The organism is Microbulbifer sp. ABF4_143, assembly GCF_056160225.1.
Map to the genome: position 1 here is coordinate 153707 of NZ_JBSWWT010000004.1, position 19751 is coordinate 173457.

At 64.6% G+C, this 19751-nt stretch carries 15 protein-coding genes; 9 read left to right on the forward strand and 6 right to left on the reverse strand.

The features are described 5' to 3' along the window. Positions 1 to 19 precede the first annotated feature (19 nt). Positions 20 to 829: a tRNA (cytosine(32)/uridine(32)-2'-O)-methyltransferase TrmJ gene (trmJ, locus tag ACXAF3_RS04800; protein ID WP_475111151.1), complete on the reverse strand. Its 810-nt coding sequence runs from the start codon at positions 827 to 829 to the stop codon at positions 20 to 22. Between the two features lie 136 nt (positions 830 to 965). Between trmJ and ACXAF3_RS04805 the strand changes: the two genes are divergently transcribed. Further along, positions 966 to 1769, forward strand: coding sequence for an inositol monophosphatase family protein (locus tag ACXAF3_RS04805; protein ID WP_475111152.1), 804 nt, complete (start codon positions 966 to 968; stop codon positions 1767 to 1769). Here ACXAF3_RS04805 and ACXAF3_RS04810 read toward each other — a convergent pair. Together ACXAF3_RS04810 and ACXAF3_RS04815 are read right to left on the reverse strand one after the other, a co-directional pair. After that, positions 1766 to 4783 carry an EAL domain-containing protein gene (locus ACXAF3_RS04810; protein ID WP_475111153.1) on the reverse strand — a complete coding sequence of 1006 codons (3018 nt, stop codon included), beginning with the start codon at positions 4781 to 4783 and terminating at the stop codon, positions 1766 to 1768. The genes ACXAF3_RS04805 and ACXAF3_RS04810 overlap by 4 nt on opposite strands. A gap of 211 nt (positions 4784 to 4994) precedes the next feature. Beyond that, a complete protein-coding gene (locus ACXAF3_RS04815) occupies positions 4995 to 6995 on the reverse strand; it encodes a hybrid sensor histidine kinase/response regulator (RefSeq protein WP_475111154.1) in 2001 nt (666 codons plus the stop codon). A gap of 535 nt (positions 6996 to 7530) precedes the next feature. Here ACXAF3_RS04815 and ACXAF3_RS04820 point away from each other — a divergent pair. Further along, on the forward strand, positions 7531 to 8694 hold the full coding sequence (locus ACXAF3_RS04820) for an acyl-CoA desaturase (RefSeq protein WP_475111155.1): 1164 nt from the start codon (positions 7531 to 7533) through the stop codon (positions 8692 to 8694). A 365-nt stretch (positions 8695 to 9059) separates the two neighbouring features. Here ACXAF3_RS04820 and ACXAF3_RS04825 read toward each other — a convergent pair whose 3' ends face one another. From ACXAF3_RS04825 to ACXAF3_RS04835, 3 genes are all read right to left on the reverse strand, one after another. Beyond that, the gene (locus ACXAF3_RS04825; RefSeq protein ID WP_475111156.1) at positions 9060 to 10064 is read right to left on the reverse strand and encodes an alpha-L-glutamate ligase-like protein; all 1005 of its coding nucleotides are present in this window, start codon (positions 10062 to 10064) and stop codon (positions 9060 to 9062) included. A gap of 9 nt (positions 10065 to 10073) precedes the next feature. Continuing rightward, positions 10074 to 11606, reverse strand: coding sequence for an inactive transglutaminase family protein (locus ACXAF3_RS04830; protein ID WP_475111157.1), 1533 nt, complete (start codon positions 11604 to 11606; stop codon positions 10074 to 10076). A gap of 61 nt (positions 11607 to 11667) precedes the next feature. After that, positions 11668 to 12255 carry an ATP-dependent zinc protease family protein gene (locus tag ACXAF3_RS04835; RefSeq protein ID WP_475111158.1) on the reverse strand — a complete coding sequence of 196 codons (588 nt, stop codon included), beginning with the start codon at positions 12253 to 12255 and terminating at the stop codon, positions 11668 to 11670. A 549-nt stretch (positions 12256 to 12804) separates the two neighbouring features. On the opposite strand from ACXAF3_RS04835, the gene ACXAF3_RS04840 reads away from it, so the two are divergent. From ACXAF3_RS04840 to ACXAF3_RS04870, 7 genes are all read left to right on the forward strand, one after another. After that, positions 12805 to 14469: a thiamine pyrophosphate-dependent enzyme gene (locus ACXAF3_RS04840; RefSeq protein ID WP_475111159.1), complete on the forward strand. Its 1665-nt coding sequence runs from the start codon at positions 12805 to 12807 to the stop codon at positions 14467 to 14469. Between the two features lie 13 nt (positions 14470 to 14482). Next, on the forward strand, positions 14483 to 15271 hold the full coding sequence (locus ACXAF3_RS04845; RefSeq protein WP_475111160.1) for an SDR family oxidoreductase: 789 nt from the start codon (positions 14483 to 14485) through the stop codon (positions 15269 to 15271). Further along, entirely contained in the window at positions 15268 to 16731 is a 1464-nt protein-coding gene (locus ACXAF3_RS04850; protein ID WP_475111161.1) for an aldehyde dehydrogenase, read from the forward strand. The genes ACXAF3_RS04845 and ACXAF3_RS04850 overlap by 4 nt, the downstream gene beginning before the upstream one ends. A 186-nt stretch (positions 16732 to 16917) precedes the next feature. Beyond that, positions 16918 to 17334, forward strand: coding sequence for a RidA family protein (locus ACXAF3_RS04855; RefSeq protein WP_475111162.1), 417 nt, complete (start codon positions 16918 to 16920; stop codon positions 17332 to 17334). Between the two features lie 13 nt (positions 17335 to 17347). Then, positions 17348 to 17896 (forward strand): 3-hydroxyanthranilate 3,4-dioxygenase, encoded by a 549-nt coding sequence (locus ACXAF3_RS04860; protein WP_475111163.1) that lies wholly within the window; start codon positions 17348 to 17350, stop codon positions 17894 to 17896. Further along, a complete protein-coding gene (locus tag ACXAF3_RS04865) occupies positions 17890 to 18900 on the forward strand; it encodes an amidohydrolase family protein (protein WP_475111164.1) in 1011 nt (336 codons plus the stop codon). Before ACXAF3_RS04860 ends, ACXAF3_RS04865 begins: the two co-directional genes overlap by 7 nt. Positions 18901 to 18926: 26 nt before the next feature. Beyond that, positions 18927 to 19748, forward strand: coding sequence for a cyclase family protein (locus ACXAF3_RS04870; RefSeq protein WP_475111165.1), 822 nt, complete (start codon positions 18927 to 18929; stop codon positions 19746 to 19748). Positions 19749 to 19751 lie beyond the last annotated feature (3 nt).

The following is a 19751-nucleotide window of genomic DNA, read 5'->3' on the forward strand; positions in this document are numbered from 1 at the left end:
CTCGCCCGCGTTTCATCATTCAGCTTTCATCATTCACCCGCTCCGGCCTGCCCTTGCCGCCGGTGCGGTGAATATAGTTCTGCATCGCGGTCAGCCAGCCGCGCAGTATTCCCAGCTCCATATCGTCCGGACGCACGCGACTGAATAGTCTGCGCAGGCGGGTCATTGTCTGGCGGGGATTGTCCGGATCGATAAAGCCGATCTGGCCCAGCGCCTGCTGCAGGTGCTCGAAGTACAGCTCCATATCGCCGGCCTTGGCCGGTGGCCTGTCCCAGTCCGCGTAACTCAGTTCCCCGCCGCGCTCGGCTTCCAGCGCGGCTATGCGCACCTCGTAGGCCAGCACCTGCACCGCGGTGGCCAGATTCAGGGAGCTGTAGTCCGGATTGGCCGGAATATGCACATGGAAGTTGCAGGCCTGCAGCTCCTCGTTGGTCAGGCCGCGATCCTCGCGCCCGAACACCAGCGCCACCGGGTGGGTCTGCGCCTCGGCCACGGTGCGCTCGCCGCACTGCCGCGGCGTCAGCAGCGGCCAGGGGATACGGCGCTCGCGCGCGCTGGTGGCGACCACCAGGCCGCAGTCGGCCACCGCCTCCTCCAGTGTGTCGACGACCACGGCCCGCTCGAGCAGGTCCGCGGCGCCGGCGGCGCGCCATATCGCATTGGCGGCGGGAAACTCCCGCGGCGCCACCAGGTAGAGCTGACTCAGCCCCATATTCTTCAGCGCGCGCGCGGCGCCGCCGATATTGCCCGGGTGTGCGCTGTTCACCAGCACCACACGCACATTGTCGAGGGCGGAGAGCGGAACCTTGTCCTGGAGGGGCTTGGCCATACTAAACGAAACTGTCTGGTGAATGAGTTGGATGCTGCGGGCGCGCGAGTGTAGCAAATATGAGCGGGAATCCCTACAATCGCACCGCCCGGCCGGCCCGGGGTCTGCTTTTTTCAACCACTAGTGCGGAATAGTTATGGAACCCATGCTGAATATCGCCCTGCGCGCGGCGCGCAAGGCCGGAGAACTGATCGAGAGAGCCTGGGAGCGCGGCGACCTGGCGAAGTTCGAGGAAAAGGCCCGCAACGATTTCGTCACCGAAGTGGACAAGGCCAGCGAGCAGGAGATCATCTATCACCTGCGCAAGGCCTACCCCAAACACAGCATTCGCGCCGAGGAGAGCGGCCTGCTGGAGGGCGCGGAGCCGGACTACGAGTGGATTATCGATCCGCTGGACGGCACCACCAACTTCATCCACGGCGTCCCCCAGTTCGCGATCTCCATCGCCTGCCGCTACCGCGGCCGCATCGAACACGCGGTGGTACTGGATCCGATCAAGCGCGAGGAGTTCACCGCCAGCCGCGGCCGCGGCGCGGCCCTGAACGGTCGCCGCATCCGCGTCTCCTCCCGGCAGAATATGCGCGGCGCGCTGATCGGCACCGGCCTGCCGTTCAACGGCCCGGCACTGGACAATATCGACCCCTATCTGGCGGCGCTGAAGGAAATCGCCGGTCAGACCGCCGGCATCCGCCGCCCCGGCGCCGCCGCGCTGGACCTCGCCTATGTGGCCGCGGGTCGCTTCGACGGCTTCTGGGAGATGTACCTGAACACCTGGGATATCGCCGCCGGCTCGCTGCTGGTGAAGGAGGCCGGGGGCCTGATCAGCGATTTCCGCGGCGGCGAGGACTACCTGGAAACCGGCCACCTGGTATGCGCGACGCCGAAGGTCTTCAAGCCGCTGCTGCAGATTGTCGGCAGACATCTGGGCGGCGTGCGCTAATCGCTGCAGGCCGCCACCCGCTCCTCGCCTTTCACCCCGCCGGCCAGCAGCCGCTCCAGCGGCTGCGGCCTGCCGATATGGTAGCCCTGTAGCAGGTCGACACCGATGTCGCGCAACCGCGCGGCCGTGGCGGCATCTTCGACATACTCGGCGATAGTCCTGGCGCCCAGCCGGTGTGCCACCTGGTGGATGGATTCGACAATAATCAGATCGACGAAGTTGGACTCCACCTGGCGCACGAAGCTGCCGTCTATCTTGATAAAGTCGATGGAAAAGGCCTTCAGGTAATTGAAGGAACTGAGACCGTTGCCGAAGTCGTCCAGCGCGACCTTGCAGCCCATCCGGCGCAGTGTCGCCACGAAGTGGCTGGCGCTGTCCATCTGGTTGACCATCGCGGTCTCCGTGATCTCGAAACTGATCCTCGACAGCGGAATCGGCGTCCGCTCCAGCAGCCCGATCAGGTGGGCCTGGAATTCCGGGTCGCCGAGGGCGTCGGCGGACAGATTCAGGGAAAAGCAGATACGCGCCGCGTCGATCCGCGCCGCCTGCCGCGCCAGCACCTCGTCGATCACCCAGCGGTCCACCTGCAGCATCAGGCCGTAGCGCTCGGCCGCGGGAATAAACGCCGCGGGCAGGATCAGCTGGCCGCTGTCGTCGACCATGCGCACCAGCATCTCGTAGTGATTGACCGCACCGGTGTCGCGGGTGCTGGCTATCGGCTGCGCGCACAGGGCCAGGCGGCCGCCGTCGAGCGCCTCGCGGATCGCCGAGGCCATGATGATCTCGCGGTGCTGTTCGGCGGCGGCACTCTGCTCCATTTCGTAGATCATCACGGTGCCGCGGCTCGTGTGCTTGGCGGAGTAACAGGCCACATCCGCCTGGCTGAGCAGATCCCCCAGGCGGTCGTTGCGCCGGTTTATTTCCGTGATCCCGATACTCGCCCCCACGTCGTAGACGCGCCTGTCCCACGGGAAGCGCAGCGTCACTATCTGGCGGATCAACTGCTCGCAGCGCAGCTTGGCCTGCGCCTTGTTGCAGTTGCGAAACAGCAGTCCGAATTCATCCCCGCCGAGCCGCGCGACACTGTCCGAGGTGCGCAACATAGCGCGCAGGTATTTGCTGATCTTCTTCAGCAGTGCGTCACCGGCCAGGTGCCCGGCACTGTCGTTGATCACCTTGAAGCGATCGAGATCGATATAGGCCAGCGCGTGGCACTCGCCGGTGTCGCGTGCATTTTCGATCGCGTCGAGCAGTTCGCGCTTGAACGCATCGCGGTTGGGCAGGCCGGTCAGATCGTCGTGGGAGGCCTTGTAGCTCAGCTGCCGGATCAACTGGCGCGACTCGCTGACATCCTGGAACACCATCACCGCGCCGAGCAGTTCGCCGCGCTCCGTCTTCAGCGGCGATGCGGAATTCTTGATGTCGTAGATCCTGCCGTCGCGGCTGTGCAGTACCGCACCATCGCCACCGCGCACCGCCTCGCCCGACTGCAGGCACTCGCCGACCGGATTCGCCTGCCGGCCACCGTCGCGCCCCTGGGTCACGTGGAAGATATCGTCGATCGGCCGGTTGAGCGCCTCCTGCAGTGAAACCCCGGTCATCTGCTCGGCCACCGGGTTCATAAAGTTCACCCGTTGATGGACGTCGGTGGCGATGACCGCGTCGGCGATGGATGACAGGGTGACCTGCAGCCGCTCCTTGGTTTCCAGCAGACTGGACTCGCTGCGTTTGCGCCAGTCGATATCCTCGACCTGCGCCAGGGAGTACATGGGCTCGCCGTCGGCGCCGCGCGCCAGACAGCAGGATAAATAGCCCCAGACGATCTGGCCGTTTTTGCGCACATAGCGCTTCTCCATCTGCGGCGACTCGCGCTTGCCGCGCACAAAGGCCAGCCACAGCGCCCGGGTGGCCGAGTGATCCTCCGCGTGGGTAATATCGAAGATAGTGCGGCCGACCAGCTCGGCCTCCTCGTACTGCAGAAAATCACAAAAGCTGCGGTTGGCGCGCAGAATAACGCCGTCCAGAGAGACCATCAGCATACCGATGCGGGACTTCTCCACCGCCGCGCGAAAACTGCTCTCCACTTCCACGATGCGCGCGTTGCGATTGCGCTCGATATTGGTGTAGACCGCCATCACATAGGCGGGGAAGGCCGCGGCGAATATCACCAGCAACAGCAGGCTCCCGGTCCGCTCCCCGGGTTCGGGCGCGATATACGGGTTCGGGTGCTCCGCTATGCCGACATACTGAAAGGTCAGCAGCAACACGGCGCTGAAAACCACCGCCAGAGTCTGCAGCAGCGGCAGGCGGGTGGCCACCCAGATCAGTGGCAGCGCGACGAACACAAAGGGCAGCAGGGCCACTTCCAGAATCAGGAAAACTGCCGCTATGGCCAGCCCGGCGACAAACAACAGCCGCCCCAGCAGAGCGCGATCCAGCAGCCCGCGGAGCGAATCCACGGTGCAGTTCAGGGCCAGCGGCAGCAACACGAGAATCCCGGTCGCGTCGGCCAGATACCAGACGGGCAGTATGTCGAAGTAGCCGACGCCGGTGCGCAGTGTGGCGATGGCGGCGCCAATAACGGCGCTGGCCAGCGGCGGCAGGATTGCGGTGATCAGCGTAAAGCCGGCCCAGCGCTCCAGACTGTCGAAATAGCCCCCGGCGGGGAAAAAGCGCCGCAGCAGCAAGGCCGCGGGCAGCACCTCGGCGAGCCCGGCCAGGGTGTAGATGGCCGCCGCCCCGCCCTCGAAGCCCATCGCCAGCCCCGTCAGCACATTGGCGGCCAGGAAGGCGCCGATCAACACGGGCCAGTCCCACAGGCGATGCCGGTACAGAAAGGCGATGGCGATGGCGTCGGCAAACCAGATCACGGCGGCGCCGTCGTCGAAACTGAGCAGTTTTTTGCAGATCACCACAAAGACGGCACTCAGTACCGCCAGTAGCGGTACCGCTACCCAGAGGCTCAGACGGGACTCTCTCTCGGAGAGCCGGTAATCCGGCAGCAGTACAGACATCCACTTCCTCGCCTATTGATATCGTTCCGTGAAAACTGACGGATTTTTTTGCCCCCCCGGCACGATTGACCTGGGCGCGATCGGCCTGGCGCCTGCAGGAGTCCTATCGGGCCGACAATCTCGAGTGCCGGGTGAATAGAAAAGGGGCGGCGAATCCTGGCGCGCGCAACGACAGAAAAATGAGACCCCGCCTACCCGTCTAAGGTAACGGCTAATGCCCGCCCGGCGCCACACCGGGGGCACATTTTTTCAGAACCTGGGATAGCTGTACCAGATCAAAACCGTCTGGCAGGACCGCGTCGCACGCCTCTGTGCCGTGATCTCCGACGGCCACGAAGCGGATCGCCTCCGTCAGCGGATCCTCCTTTAATATGCGCGCCATGTCCGCGGCCGCCATACCCGACACAGAGGCATCGAACAACACGATATCCGGCCGCCGGGTGCGCGCGGTGAAAATCGCCTCCACCGCATCGGTCGCCAGCAGATGCTGAACCTGTGAAAAGCCATTCAACATGGATTTCACACGATTGATTCCCGTGGGGCGGTTGTCCACCTGCAGCAGGCGGCACGGGGGAAGATTCACCGGCGCGCTGGGCTGCGCAGACAGCTGCATCAATTCCGCCGGCGCGTCGATCAGCGGGAACTCAATCCAGAAAACGGAGCCCTGGTCCTCGTGGCTGTCGAAATCAATGCGCCCGCCCATGGCCTCGGTAAGCCGCTTGGCGATGGCCAGCCCGACGCCGGTGCCCTCTATCTGCCCCTTCTCCGCCCCCAGGCGGTTGAACGGCTCGAAGACTTGGGCGCGCTTCTCCTCGGGAATCCCCCTGCCCGTGTCGAGGATACTGAGCCGCAGCCAGCCCTCCGCCTGCGGTGCGAAATTGATCACCACACGGCCGTTTTCGCGGTTGTATTTCACCGCGTTGCCGGCCAGGTTGAGCACCACCTGCTTGAAACGCACCGGATCGGCGCAGATATAGGCGGACTCCCAGCCGAGCGGCTCGAAAATAAGGCTGACGCGGCGGGTTTCCGCCAGCGGCTCCAGCAGGCGGCGGCAGTCCGCCACCAGCGCCGCGGGCTGAATCGGCTCCATCGACGGGGCCAGGCGCTGGCTGTCGATCCGCGCCAGCTCCAGCACATCACCGACCAGGTGCAGCAGGTGCTGCCCGGCGCGGCGTATCTCGCCCAGGCGCTGGCGCTGGTCCGGGTTCAGACTCTGGTCCAGCTCCACCATCTGGCTGTAACCGAGTATCGCGTTCAGCGGCGTGCGCAATTCGTGGCTGAGGCTGAACAGCAGATCGGCGCGGTTGGCGTTTTCCCGCCGCAGCTGCTCCAGCTCGCGCTCGGCGCGCAGCAGGGCCTCGCGGCTGCCGGTGATATCCTGCAGCACGCCGAGCACACGCAGCGGCTCCCCTTTGCTGTTGCGCTGTGCCTTGCCGCGGCAGCGCACCCAGACGATGCCGCCGTCGCGGTGCCAGAGGCGGAACTCCACATCCAGCGGCAGCTGTTCGCGCACATGGTCCCGCATCGCCTGCTCGGCGCGGGGATAGTCCTCCGGCAGCATGCGCGTTTTCCAGAGGGACAGCGCCGAGCGCGCATCGCTGTCCACCGGCCCCTGATCGTAGCCGAGCATCGCCCAGCAGGCCCTGTCCAGCACGACTTCGTCGGCCCGCAGGTCCCACTCCCAGAGGCCGTCGCCGACCCCGGCCAGCGCCTGCAGCGGACGCTCGCCGGGCAGGTTGGACAGATAGCGCACCGAAAGAGATTCCGTATAGTCGGCGCAACTGCCGATCACCACGCTCTCCCCGGTGTCCGCGGCAACCGCGCGCCCCCAGAGTCTCAGCCAGTGCAGCTGCCCGACACTGTCGTAGGCGCGGAAAGTCGTGTCGAACGCCCCCCCCTGGTCACAGACACGCCGGCGCAACACCTGCAGTTTCTCCCGGTCGTCGGAATGCACCAGGTGCAGATCGCCACTCCAAAGCCCCTCCAGTGCCGACTGCCCGCCGTCGCCGAAACCGGACCAGATACCGCCCTGGGCCCGCTGTCGGCCACTGTCGGGATGCCATTCCCACAGGCCGCAGTCCACATCCAACAGCAGGCTCTGCAGGTAGGCCGCCTGTCTGGCCAGCTGTACCGGATCGAGGGAGCTCAACTCATCGGGCGCGGCCAGCTGCAACGGCAGTTCGCGGGTTTCGGGGGGCGATTGCTCGGACACGGGTCACTTTTATGGATTTTCACACAGCTCTAGTGAAGCATTTATCCCCACCCGTGAAAAGGGCGCCAGCGCACCCAGCCTAGAAGCAAAAAGTCTCGTGCCTGACGCCGGTGGACGAACCGGTTATAAAGCCCGGTGAAATATCGATATCCGAAAAAAGCCCCCCGGTATGGGGGGCAAAGTCAGCGATGATGAGAGAAAACGGGGCGCCGCGCGTCGACAGGGGCTGTCGAGACCCGCGGTGCTCCCGAAGCGAGAGCCTCGCGGCTCACAGGAACAATCCTGCAACCCCTGTGCCAGACTTGTAAGATCGCCGCCGGCGCGGGCGAGGCCGCGCACGCGGCGGATACCGGCGCCGACGTGACCGGAAAGCGGAAAGAATTCCCAAACTGCAACTGCCGGGGATGCCTAACCGCGAGGGATCGGGTAGCATCAAGTGTCGAACCGCATGCGGTTTTCGGTCGACTGGCTAGTCGCGATCTACAATGCTCCATCGGAGCCTGGCGACCACTCAGCACACAAGAAAGGTTGTACTATGAATTCAGTTTCCAAGACCCGGCAGCCGTCCGAGCCGCCGCGCCTTTGGGTGACCACCATCCTGTTTTCCAGCACGGCGCTGGCGGCCCTGATACTGGTGCCGCTGTACGGCGTGCTCTACGGCTACCACTGGTACCAGTGGCTGGCCTTCGCCATCTACGGCGCCCTGTGCGGTTTTTCCATTACCGCCGGCTACCACCGCCTCTGGTCGCACCGCACCTATGAGGCCCACTGGTCCCTGCGCCTGCTGTTCGCCCTGTTCGGCGCCGCCGCGCTGCAGAACAGCATCCTGATCTGGTGCTCCGGCCACCGCCGCCATCACCGCCATGTGGACGACAACGAGCGCGACCCCTACTCCGCCAAGCGCGGCTTCTGGTTCTCGCATGTCGGCTGGATGCTGCGGGACTACCCCAGCGGCAAGGTGGATTTCGACAACGCAAAGGATCTGCAGCGGGACAAGATCGTAATGTGGCAGCACAACCACTATGTCCCGATTACCCTGGCCATGAACCTGGGCCTGCCGCTGCTGCTCGGCTGGCTCACCGGCGATATCATCGGCATGCTGCTGCTCGCGGGTGTGTTGCGCATCGTGGTCAACCACCACACCACCTTCTTTATCAATTCCCTCGCACACATCTGGGGCCGCCGCCCCTACACCGACGAAAACAGCGCGCGGGACAACGATCTGCTCGCCTTTTTCACCTTCGGCGAGGGCTACCACAACTACCACCACATTTTTCAGACCGACTACCGCAACGGCATCCGCTGGTACCAGTGGGATCCGACCAAGTGGCTGATCAAAACCGCGAGCTGGCTCGGACTGGCACGCAACCTGAAGACGGTGCCGGCGATACGTATCCAGCGCGCCATTCTGACGATGCAATTCAAACGCGCGGAGCAGAAGCTGCAACAGTCCAGCCACAAGGAGCGCTGGCGCCAGCTGCTGGAGAAGGAAGCGCAGGAGTTTTCCGCCGCTCTCAACGAGTGGAAGGAACTGCAGTCCCGCCGCTATGAAAATGCGCGCGAGCGCCTGCTGGCCAAATGGGAGAGCGCGGCTATCCGCACGCGGGTGAAAGAGCTGGAGTACAGCCTGAAGATGCAGCGCAAGCGCCTGCAGATCATGATGGAGCAGTTCCACCTCTGCCCGGCGCAGGCGGCCTGACGGGAAGCCTCCAATACCTTCGTAAGGGCGAACCCAGTTTCGCCCTTTTTTTGTGCCTCGCGCCAGCCCCACGCCCCAGGGCGTGTCCGCAAACCCTCCGCGACAGATCAAGCGCGCAAGTACTTGACCTTAGGCTGCTGACAAAGGCAGGCGGTCGGGATTGAAGGCAAAGTGCTAGGACGGGTATTTCGAACCGTCGGCGACAGGGACGTCGCCGACGGAGCGTACAGGGATGTATTTACAACGTTTCGAAATACCCGTCCTAGCACTTTGCCGCCACAGCCCCTGCTTAGAATGACGAAGGGGGTTGTCTGCACGCTGAGATCAAGTACTTGCGCGCTTGATCTGCGGTCCGAATATCCGGGCTAGAGGCCGCGCCCGGCGGCGAACTCCCGCATGGAATAGGCCACCCGCTCCTCGACATTCTTTTCCAGCTGCTCCAGATCCAGACTCTCGATATGGCGCAGGCGCCCGCCCAGGCCGACGCCGTTGGCGACCTGGATGGCGAGGCCGGGCCGGGCGTTGGCCTCCAGCAGCAGCGGGCCGCGCTTGCGGTCCAGGACTATGTCGCAGCCGAGATAACCGAGCCCGGTCATCTCGTAGCAGCTCGCGGCGAGGCGCACCAGGTCCCGCCAGCCGGGCACCTCCAACTGGCCGAAGGGCATCTCCGTATCCGGGTGTTTGCTGATGCGCAGGCCGCGCTGCACCGCGTGGCAGCTCTTGCCGGTGGCCAGATCTATACCGACCCCCACCGCACCCTGGTGCAAATTGGCCTTGCCGTCGGAATCGTGGGTAGAGCAGCGCAGCATGGCCATCACCGGAAAACCGCGGAAAACGATAACGCGGATATCCGGCACGCCTTCAAAGGAATAGTTGTCGAACACCGGATCGAAATCCACCAGCGCCTCGATCATCACCCGATCCGGCTTGCCGCCGAGACTGTAGAGGCCGCTGTGGATATTGCTGACGTGGCGCAGTATATCCAGCGCCGTCACAGTTGCGCCCGAGGGCTTCTTGTACTTATCGCCGTCGCGCCCGACAATCACCAGAATACCCTTGCCGCCGGACCCGCGCGCCGGCTTGATCACGAACTGCCACAGCGGCTCGATCACCTCCATTACGCGGGAACGGCTGGGCTGGGTTTCGAAGGCCGCGATCAGCTCCGGCACCGGTATACCGTAGCGCTTGGCGGCGCGCTTGGTGTTCAGCTTATCGTCGACGATCGGATACTTGTCCCGGTCGTTGTAGCGCGCGATGTAGTTCACATTGCGCGCATTCATGCCCAATACGCCCATGCGCCGCAGCGTCAGCGGCGACACTATGCCGCCGCGCAGCTTGCTGACCAGGTGTTTCATGGAAAAGCCGAGCATTCCGGGTCCCTACCTGACCAGCGGGCGGAAGCGCATCAGCTCGCCGAGGCGGTAGCCGGTGTAGTTGCCGACCACCAGGATCAGCGCCAACAGCACCAGCAGCAACTCAGGGAAATTGAAGGTCCAGTGCTCGATATAGCGGTTGGTCATCACCCACCAGGCGAGCACCGCCACCAGCAGGCTGCCGCCCGCCTGTACCACCACCTCGTAGGGGCCGTCCTCCTCCCAGACGATCGACATGCGCTCGATGGTCCAGGCGAGAATAATCATCGGGAAGAAGGTCACCGTCAGCGCCTGCTCTATCCCCAGCTTGTAGCTGACCACACTGATGGCGCCCATCAGTATCACCACCGTGACCACCACCGCGGCGATCCTCGCCACCAACAGCAGGTTCAGGCGGCTGAGATAGAAGCGCACCCACAGGCCCAGCACCAGGATCAGGATGAAGATCGACAGGCCGGTGAACAGCTGCGTCTCGATAAACGCGATGGCCAGCAGCACCGGCATAAAGGTGCCGGAGGTGCGCAGGCCGACGAACACGCGCAACAGCACCACCACCAGCGCGCCCACCGGTACCAGCAGGATCAGCTTGAAGATACTCTGCTGCTCGATCGGAAGGCTGTAGATGGAGAAGTCCACCAGCGCCTCTTTCTCCTTGCTGGTGCTGAGCATCGACACATCCCGCGCCGGCACATCGTTGGAGATCACCGAGAAGGTCACCTGGGAGTTGCGCCCGCCCTCGACGTCCAGCAGGCTCTTGCCGCCGCGCTGCCAGATAAAGAAGTTCTTCGGCACGCCGGGCGAACCGGTGCTGGGTTCGAACACCACCCAGCGCTTGCCGTCATAGACCTCCAGCAGGTCCTCCGGATCCAACCGGCGACGGTCATCCTCCAGGTAGAGGCCGCGTATCCTGTGCGCGGGGATATCCGCCGCCGCCAGCACCAACAGCGCCACATCCACCAGGGAGCGATCTTTGTAGTAGCCAAAGATCATATTGCGGTCCTGGTTGCCGGTATCCGCCAGGGCGGTGAGCAGCTGGGTGGTAAAGGTCTTGGTGTCGGAGGAGCGCTGGTGCGCGTACTCCACCAGCGAGTAAATCGCCAGGCGCACCGCTTCCTGTTCCCGCGCCTCGAGGAAAGGCTTCTGCACCTCGGTACTCAGGTCCAGCGGCTGCTCCAGCGGCGCGCCGGGGGTCTGGTGCACGTCCAACTGGTAGAACAGGGACTGGCTGCCGCTGGCGGAGCGCCGCGACCAGACAGCGCGGTACTCGTCGTCTTCGCGAATGATGTTGAAGCCGTAACCGGAAGAGCTGAAGGTCTCCCCGAGTATTTCCATATTGCGCTGTTCGCGCGGCAGGGTCAGCGCGGCCTTGACCGGGCCGCCGTCGGCGTTGAAACGCACCTTGGCCTCGATGGTCCAGACGGTGCGGTACTCGCCGGGCAACAGCGGGAAGCCCAGTTCGCGATTCTTGTAGATGGTCAGGCCCACCCCCATCAGCGCGAGCAGTGCAGCGAGAATATAAACCTGAGCGCGTGGCGACATTCGCCATTCCCCATAAATCTAAAGGCGCCGGGCAGTCCGGCGCCAAGTGTGTTTTTTACGATTATTTGTCCAGCGGCACCTTGGGCGCGCCCTGGACGTTGCGTCGGCTCACGTCGACCACCGCCGCGTCCTTGAGAAAGTTGCGCCCGATCAGCATCAGGAAATCCGAACCGCTGCGGTTGGTGAGATTGACCTCGACCATATGGGTGGCATCGCCCACCGTCAGGCTCATCTCCACCACCGGCCGCCGCTGGCTCTCGAAGCCGGGGCGCGACACGCGCATATAGCGCTTGATGGGCAGCTCTATGGAGACCGGCTCGGCCTCGGCTTTGTCACCGGGCGGCACCAGTTTGAACTTCACCCACTCTTTGCCATCCCGCTCAAAGGGCGTCAGCTCCCGGGCGCTGAGGGAGGAGGTGGACGAACCGGTATCGATGACCGACTCCAATATCAGGCCGCCGGGCTCGATGGATACCGTCTCCACGGCACCGAGCACCAGCTTGTCCTCGGCGACCGGCACTTCGACCACCTTTTCGAATCTTCGTTCGATCACCCGCTCAACGACTTTGACTTCCGGTTCGGCACAGACCACCTCCACGGGTTCGGGGCACTGCGCCGCGGCGTCAGAAGGATCGGGGATTTGCGCCACTGCGCCGGGCTCGGCTGCGGACGGCTGTGTCTGCCAGGGGACATGTATGGACTCACAGCCGACCAGTATCTGGGTAGCCAGCAACAACCAAATAGGGGGAAAAGTCCGCATTCTTTATTAACTACCTTAGGGCCTTCTCGGCCATCCCTGTGCGACCGGGGGCTTGTGTCAACTCTCACCTTGCCCGGAGCAATCTGGCTATCCATGCTTTTTATACGTCGGAGTATCCCGCCTCCGTTTCGCGTAAAAGCCGGATATTAACGCATCCGCCCGGTCACTGAACAGCGACCGGGATCTGTTCACGCCCGCGCCGCCGTCCGACTGCGCAGAAGTATAGACGGGCCGGCTGAAGTTCAACGCCGGTACGGACAGTAACCCCTCACTAACAGCTGGCGCCACATTCGGCAGAATAGCCACCGACGTCTACAGTCCCTCTCGCGCCGGCGGCAAAGCCCGGGCTGCGGAGCAAACCCGCGCACTTTGTATCCACCGGCGCAGAAGCGTATAGTCGGGAAGACGCTGCTTCGCAGTCGCGATAAGAATAAGACGATGACCGAAAGCGCAGACCCGCCCGCCCTCAGTGGCGGCCAGATTCTCGTACGCTGCCTGCTGGCCCGGGGTGTGGAGCGTGCCTTCTGCGTACCCGGTGAAAGCTACCTGCCGGTGCTCGACGCCTTCGTCGACGCCCCGCAGATACAACTCGTCACCTGTCGCCAGGAGGGCGGCGCCGCGATGATGGCGGAGGCCGACGGCAAACTCAGCGGCAAACCGGGAATCTGTTTCGTCACCCGCGGCCCCGGCGCCACCAACGCCAGCGCCGGTGTGCACCTGGCGCGCCAGGCTTCGACACCGATGATCCTGTTTATCGGCCAGGTGGGCCGCGGCGCCCGCGACCGGGAGGCATTCCAGGAAATCGACTACCGGCAGATGTTCGGCGGCATCGCCAAATGGGTGGCGCAGGTCGACAGCGCCGAACGCATGGCGGAATATGTGCAGCGCGCCTTCGCCGTCGCCTGCGCCGGCAGACCCGGCCCTGTGGTCCTGGCCCTGCCCGAGGACACGCTGCGCGAGACCGCGCCCCCGCCCCTTCAGCACGATACACCACACCCGCCCGCCGACCCGGCGCCGCACGCAGCGGCAATCGAGCGCATCCAGCAGCTGCTGGCGGAGAGCCGCAAACCGCTGGTGATCTGCGGCGAGGCGCCCTGGGGCGGCGCCCGCGAACCGCTGCACGCCTGGTGCGAAAAGCTCCAGCTGCCGGTGGCCGCGGCCTTCCGCTGCCAGGACCTGTTCGACAACGACAACCCCCTGTATATCGGCGATATAGGTCTCGGGATCAATCCGGCCCTGCGCCACCGCGTCGAGAGCGCCGACCTGGTGCTTTTCCTCGGCGGCCGCTTTAGCGAAATCGTCACCCAGAACTACGGCATCCTGCAACCGGGCGCGCGGCAGAAGATTGTCTACGCCCACCCCTGTACCGACGAGCTGGCCAGCGCCCCACCGGTGACCCTGACACTCGCTACCGGCATGCAGCCGCTGCTGCGCGCACTCGTCGGCGAGAGCGCCGCGGAGCTTCCCGCCGGGCGGCGCGAGTGGCTGCGCTCCGCGCGCGCGGATTACGAGCGCTGGAACACGCCGGGCCGGATACCCGGCCCGCTGCAATACGGGGAGCTAGTCGCCTGGCTGCGCGGACAATTGCGCGACGACGCCATCGTCTGCAACGGCGCCGGCAATTATGCGATCTGGGTGCACCGCTATTTCCGCTACCGCTGCGCGGGCACCCAGCTGGCGCCGATCAGCGGCTCCATGGGCTACGGCCTGCCCGCGGCCATCGCCGCCAAGCTGCGCTTTCCCGAGCGGCAGGTGGTCTGCTTCGCCGGCGACGGCTGCCTGCAGATGACGCTGCAGGAATTGGCCACCGCGCGCCAGTACCGCGCCAATATTCTGCTATTGGTAGTAAACAACGGCTGCCTCGGCACCATCCGCATGCACCAGGAGCGCCACTACCCCGGCCGCACCAGCGCCACCGAGCTGCAGAACCCGGACTTTGTCGCGCTGGCGCGGGCCTATGGCTTCTACGCCGCAGCGGTTGCCGAGACGGATGCCTTCGCGCCGGCCTACGCCGCGGCCCTGGCATCTGGCAGGCCGGCGCTGTTGGAACTCAAACTGCCGCTGGAGGCGCTGACACCCAACCTGAAATTGTCCGATTTATAGACGGGAGTGGACTATGGATCTGAATCTGCTCGGCAAGCGCGCGCTGGTGTGCGGCTCCAGCCAGGGTATCGGCCGGGCCTGCGCGGAGCAGCTGGCCGCCCTGGGCGCGTCGGTGGTGCTGTTTGCGCGCAACCGGGAAAAACTCGAAGCGGCGAAGGGGGGCCTGGACACCTCCGTCGGCCAGAGCCACACCGTTCTGGTGGCGGATTTCGCCTACCCGGCGCAGGTCGAGGCCGCCGTGGAGCGGCTGCTGGCGGATTCCACCCCCTGCGAAATCCTGGTCAACAACACCGGCGGCCCGCCCCCCGGCCCGGCGCACAGCGCCGATCCCCAGGCGTTTGTCGACGCCTTCAACCTGCACCTGATCTCCAGCCAGACACTGGTGCAGGCGCTGCTGCCGGGCATGCGGAGCGCCGGCTACGGCCGCGTGATCAACATCATCTCCACCTCGGTCAAGCAGCCGCTGAACGGCCTCGGTGTTTCCAACACCGTGCGCGGCGCCATGGCCAACTGGGCCAAGACCCTGGCCAACGAGCTGGGTCAATACAATATCACCGTCAACAACGTGCTGCCCGGCGCGACCAATACGCTGCGCCTCGCGGCAATCATCGACAACAAGGCAAAAAAACTCGGCAGGAGCCGCGAGGAGGTGGAGGAGGCCGAGAAGGCCAGTATTCCGATGGGGCGTTTCGGCGAGGCCGCGGAGGTCGCCAACGCGGTGGCCTTCCTCGCCTCGCCGGCCGCCTCCTATATCAACGGCGTCAACCTGCCGGTGGACGGCGGCAGGACGGGATGCCTGTGATAGACGCGCAACGCAACCCGATCGGCCACTATATCGGCGGCGAAACCCTACCGCCGGCCGCGGACGCCCGGCTGCTGGACAATATAGAACCGGCCACCGGAAAAGTGTACGGCAGCCTGGCGGACGCCAGCGCGGCCGACCTGGAGGCCGCCGTCGCCGCGGCGGAATCCGCCCTGCCCCATTGGCGCGCGCTGGATATCGAAAAAAGGGCGGCCTATCTCGAGCGCATCGCCGCGCTGATCGAGGAAAACCTCGACGAACTGGCCCGGGCCGAGTCCCGCGACAGCGGCAAGCCACTGGCGCTGGCGCGCAGCGTCGATATTCCCCGCGCGGCGGCCAATTTCCGCTTCTTCGCCCGCGCCATCACCCAGTACGCGTCGGAGTCCCACGCGATGGGCGAGCGCGCGATCAACTACACGCTGCGTTCGCCGCTCGGCATCGTCGGCTGTATCTCGCCCTGGAATCTGCCGCTGTACCTGCTCACCTGGAAGATAGCGCCGGCCCTGGCCGCGGGTAACTGCGTGATCGCCAAGCCGTCTGAATTGACACCGGTGAGCGCCGCGCTGCTGGCACAGATCTGCCGCGATGCCGGCCTGCCCGCCGGCGCGCTGAATATACTGCACGGCCGCGGCGACGGTATCGGCAGCGCGCTGGTGGCGCACCCGAAGATCAAAGCCATCTCGTTTACCGGCGGCACGGAAACCGGCAGCCGCATCGCCGCCGAGGCCGCGCCCCGCTTCAAGAAGCTGTCCCTGGAACTGGGCGGCAAGAACCCGACACTGGTGTTCGCCGACTGCGACCGGGACAAGGCCCTGGACGGCGCGCTGCGCGCCGCCTTCGCCAACCAGGGGCAGATCTGCCTGTGCGGCTCGCGCATCTATGTCGAGTCCTCCATCTACCGGGATTTCAAGATGGCGCTGCTCGAACGCATCGCCCGGCTGAAAGTCGGCGATCCGGCAACCGATGTAGACCAGGGCGCGCTGGTCTCCGCCGCCCATATGGAAAAGGTGCTGAGCGCGATTGACCTGGCCAGGGAGGAAGGCGGGCGGGTCCTGTATGGCGGCGGGCGGCTGCGGATCGACGGCCGCTGCCGCGACGGCTACTTCGTCGCGCCGACCCTGATCGAGGGGCTGCCGATCCACTGCCGCACCAACCAGCGCGAAATCTTCGGCCCGGTCGCGACCATCCAGCCCTTTTCCAGCGAAGAGGAGGCGCTGCGGCTCGCCAACGGCACCGACTACGGCCTCGCCGCCTCCGTCTGGTCGCAGAACCTGGGCCGCAGCCACCGCCTGGCCGCACAGCTGGATTTTGGCATCGTGTGGATCAACTGCTGGATGCAGCGGGATCTGCGCACCCCCTTCGGCGGTATGAAAAATTCCGGCGTCGGCCGCGAGGGCGGCTGGGAGGCGCTGCGGTTTTTTACCGAGTCGAAAAACGTGTGTGTCGATTACGGCGGATAAACTCGGAAAAGAAAGGTACAGCCTGATGCGAAGACCCTGATACCGGTGGCTGTTTGCGGGACTGTCTGCGAGAGGGATCTCGCAGACAAGCCCCAGGGATGGGTTCACGGCGTGTTCCGCAAACAGCCACCGGTAGCAGGGCCGCCACCGGCCTCATCTTTTCACCCAGCCCCAGGAGGAATACCGATGCGCGACGCGATTCATTCGAACAAGGCACCGGAACCCGTAGGTCTCTACCCCCACGCGCGCCGGGTCGGCAAGCTGCTGTTCCTGTCCGGCGTCGGCCCGCGGGTGCGCGGTAGTAAGGAAATTCCCGGCGTCACTCTGAACGCGCGGGGGGAAATCGTCGACTACGATATCGCCGCCCAGTGCCACTCGGTGTTCGACAATGTCAAAAATATTCTCGAGGCGTCCGGCTCCGGCTGGGAGCGGCTGGTGGATGTGACCGTATTCCTGACCAATATGAAAGCGGACTTCCAAACCTACAACGCCATCTACGCAGAGTACTTCCGCGATAACCAGCCGGCCAGGACCACGGTGGAAGTGCTGTCGCTGCCCACCCCCATCGCCATAGAACTCAAGTGCATCGCAACCGTCGACTGAAAGGGCTATTCCGATGACGCCAATCATGCCCCCGATCAATCTGCGTGAGTGGATAGAGAAACACCGCGAATACCTGAAACCACCGGTGTGCAACAAACTGGTATTCGAGGAACAGGGATTCTTCGTCATGGTCGTCGGCGGGCCCAACACCCGCAAGGACTACCATGTGGACGAGGGCCCGGAACTCTTCTACCAGGTGGAGGGCGACATGCTGCTGAAGACCATCCAGGGAGGCCGGGTGGTGGATATCCCGATCCGCGAGGGCGAGATGTTCCTGCTGCCGCCGAAGGTGCCCCACTCGCCGCAGCGCTTCGCCGATACCGCGGGGCTCGTCGTCGAGCGCCGGCGCACCGAAGGGGAACTGGACGGACTGCAGTGGTACTGCGACAAGTGCAACCACCTGCTGTACGAGGAATTCTTCACACTGCGCAATATCGAAAAAGACTTCCCGCCGGTGTTCGAGCGCTTCTTCGGCTCCGAGGAAAACCGCCGCTGCGATGCCTGCGGCCACCTGATGCCACTGCCGCCGGCCAGGCCGGAACACAAGGGCGAAACATGCTGACCATCGACATCCACACCCACATACTCCCGCAAACCTGGCCCGATCTGAAAAAGCGCTACGGCTACGGTGGCTTTATCCACCTGGACCACCACCGATGCGGCTGCGCGCGCATGATGCGCGGGGAACAATTCTTCCGCGAAGTGCAGAGCAACTGCTGGGACCCGCAGGTGCGCCTCGAGGAGTGCGACGGCTACGGCGTCGACGTACAGGTGCTGTCCACGGTGCCGGTGATGTTCAGCTACTGGGCCAAGCCCGAGCACACACTGGATCTGTCGAAATTGCTCAACGACCATATCGCCGGCGTCGTGGCGGAACAGCCGCGGCGCTTCGTCGGCCTCGGCACACTGCCGATGCAGGCGCCGGAACTGGCGGTGCGGGAACTGGAGCGCTGCGTCGGGGAACTGGGCCTGGCCGGTGTGCAGATAGGCTCCCACATCAACGGCTGGAACCTGTGCGACGAAAACCTGCACCCGGTATGGGCGGCGGCGGAATCCCTCGGTGCCGCCGTATTCGTACACCCGTGGGAAATGATGGGCAGCGAACAGATGCCGAAATACTGGCTGCCCTGGCTGGTGGGTATGCCGGCGGAAACCTCGCGCGCCATCTGCTCGATGATTTTCGGCGGCGTGCTGGAAAAATTTCCCCGCCTGCGCGTGGCTTTCGCCCACGGCGGCGGCGCCTTCCCCGGCACCATCGGGCGCATCGAACACGGATTCGAAGTGCGCCCGGACCTGTGCGCGGTGGACAACGGCCACAGCCCGCGCAGCTACCTGAAGCGGGTCTACTTCGATTCCCTGGTACACGACCCGCGGATGCTGAACTATCTGATCGAACTGGCCGGAGCCGATCGCATTGCGCTGGGCAGCGACTACCCATTTCCCCTCGGTGAGCCGGAACCGGGCAAACTGATCAAATCCACCGCGGTGAGCGACGAGGTCAAGGCCCGCCTGCTGCACGGTACCGCGCTGGAGTGGTTGGGTCTGGAGCGGAGCCGATTCCTGTAACGACAGTGACCCACGGAGGTCGCCCTATGGAAGTCACCATCACCCTGAATGGCTGTACCTACAGAGCGGATACCGACAGGGCCCTGAACCTGGCCATACCGCTGAATTTCGACGGCGCGCAACCCAATCACTTCGGCGCCCCCAGAGCCAGCGCAGAACCCCTGGAGGCCGACGGCTTCATCGGCGACACCCGCCGCGGCGGCAGCTGCAATGTCCGGCAGCTGACACTGGTACCCCACTGCAACGGCACCCACACCGAATCCGTCAGCCATATCGTCGATGAACTGAAACCCGTAGGCGAACTCCTGTCGCCACTGCTGGTGCCCTGCATCCTGGTCAGCGTGGCGCCGGAGGCCCTGGGCAACTGCAGCGAACACTACAGCCCCAACCCGGATGGCGGCGACCTGGTGGTGAGCGGCAGAAGACTGGCGGAGGCGCTGTCCCAGCAGCCGGCCGCCAACCACTGCGCCGCGATTGTGATCCGCACCCTGCCCAACGGCGAGGAAAAGTGCCGCCGCGCCTACGCCGAGGGACAACCGCCGGTATTTTTTTCCAGCGAGGCGATGACGCTGTTGCTGACTTTCGACCACCTGCTGGTGGACTTCCCGAGCCTGGACAAGATGTACGACGAGGGCGCGCTGGACAACCACCACAGTTTCTGGCGCATAGACGCGGGCAGCCACAGGCTCAACACCCGGGCCAGAACCCAGAGCACCGTCACCGAGATGGTCTATGTGCCGGACAGTGTCCCGGACGGGCTCTACCTGCTCAATTTGCAGATTCCCGCCTTCCGCACCGACGCCGCACCGAGCCGGCCGGTGCTGATGCCGCTGGAGGAAATTGACTAAGGA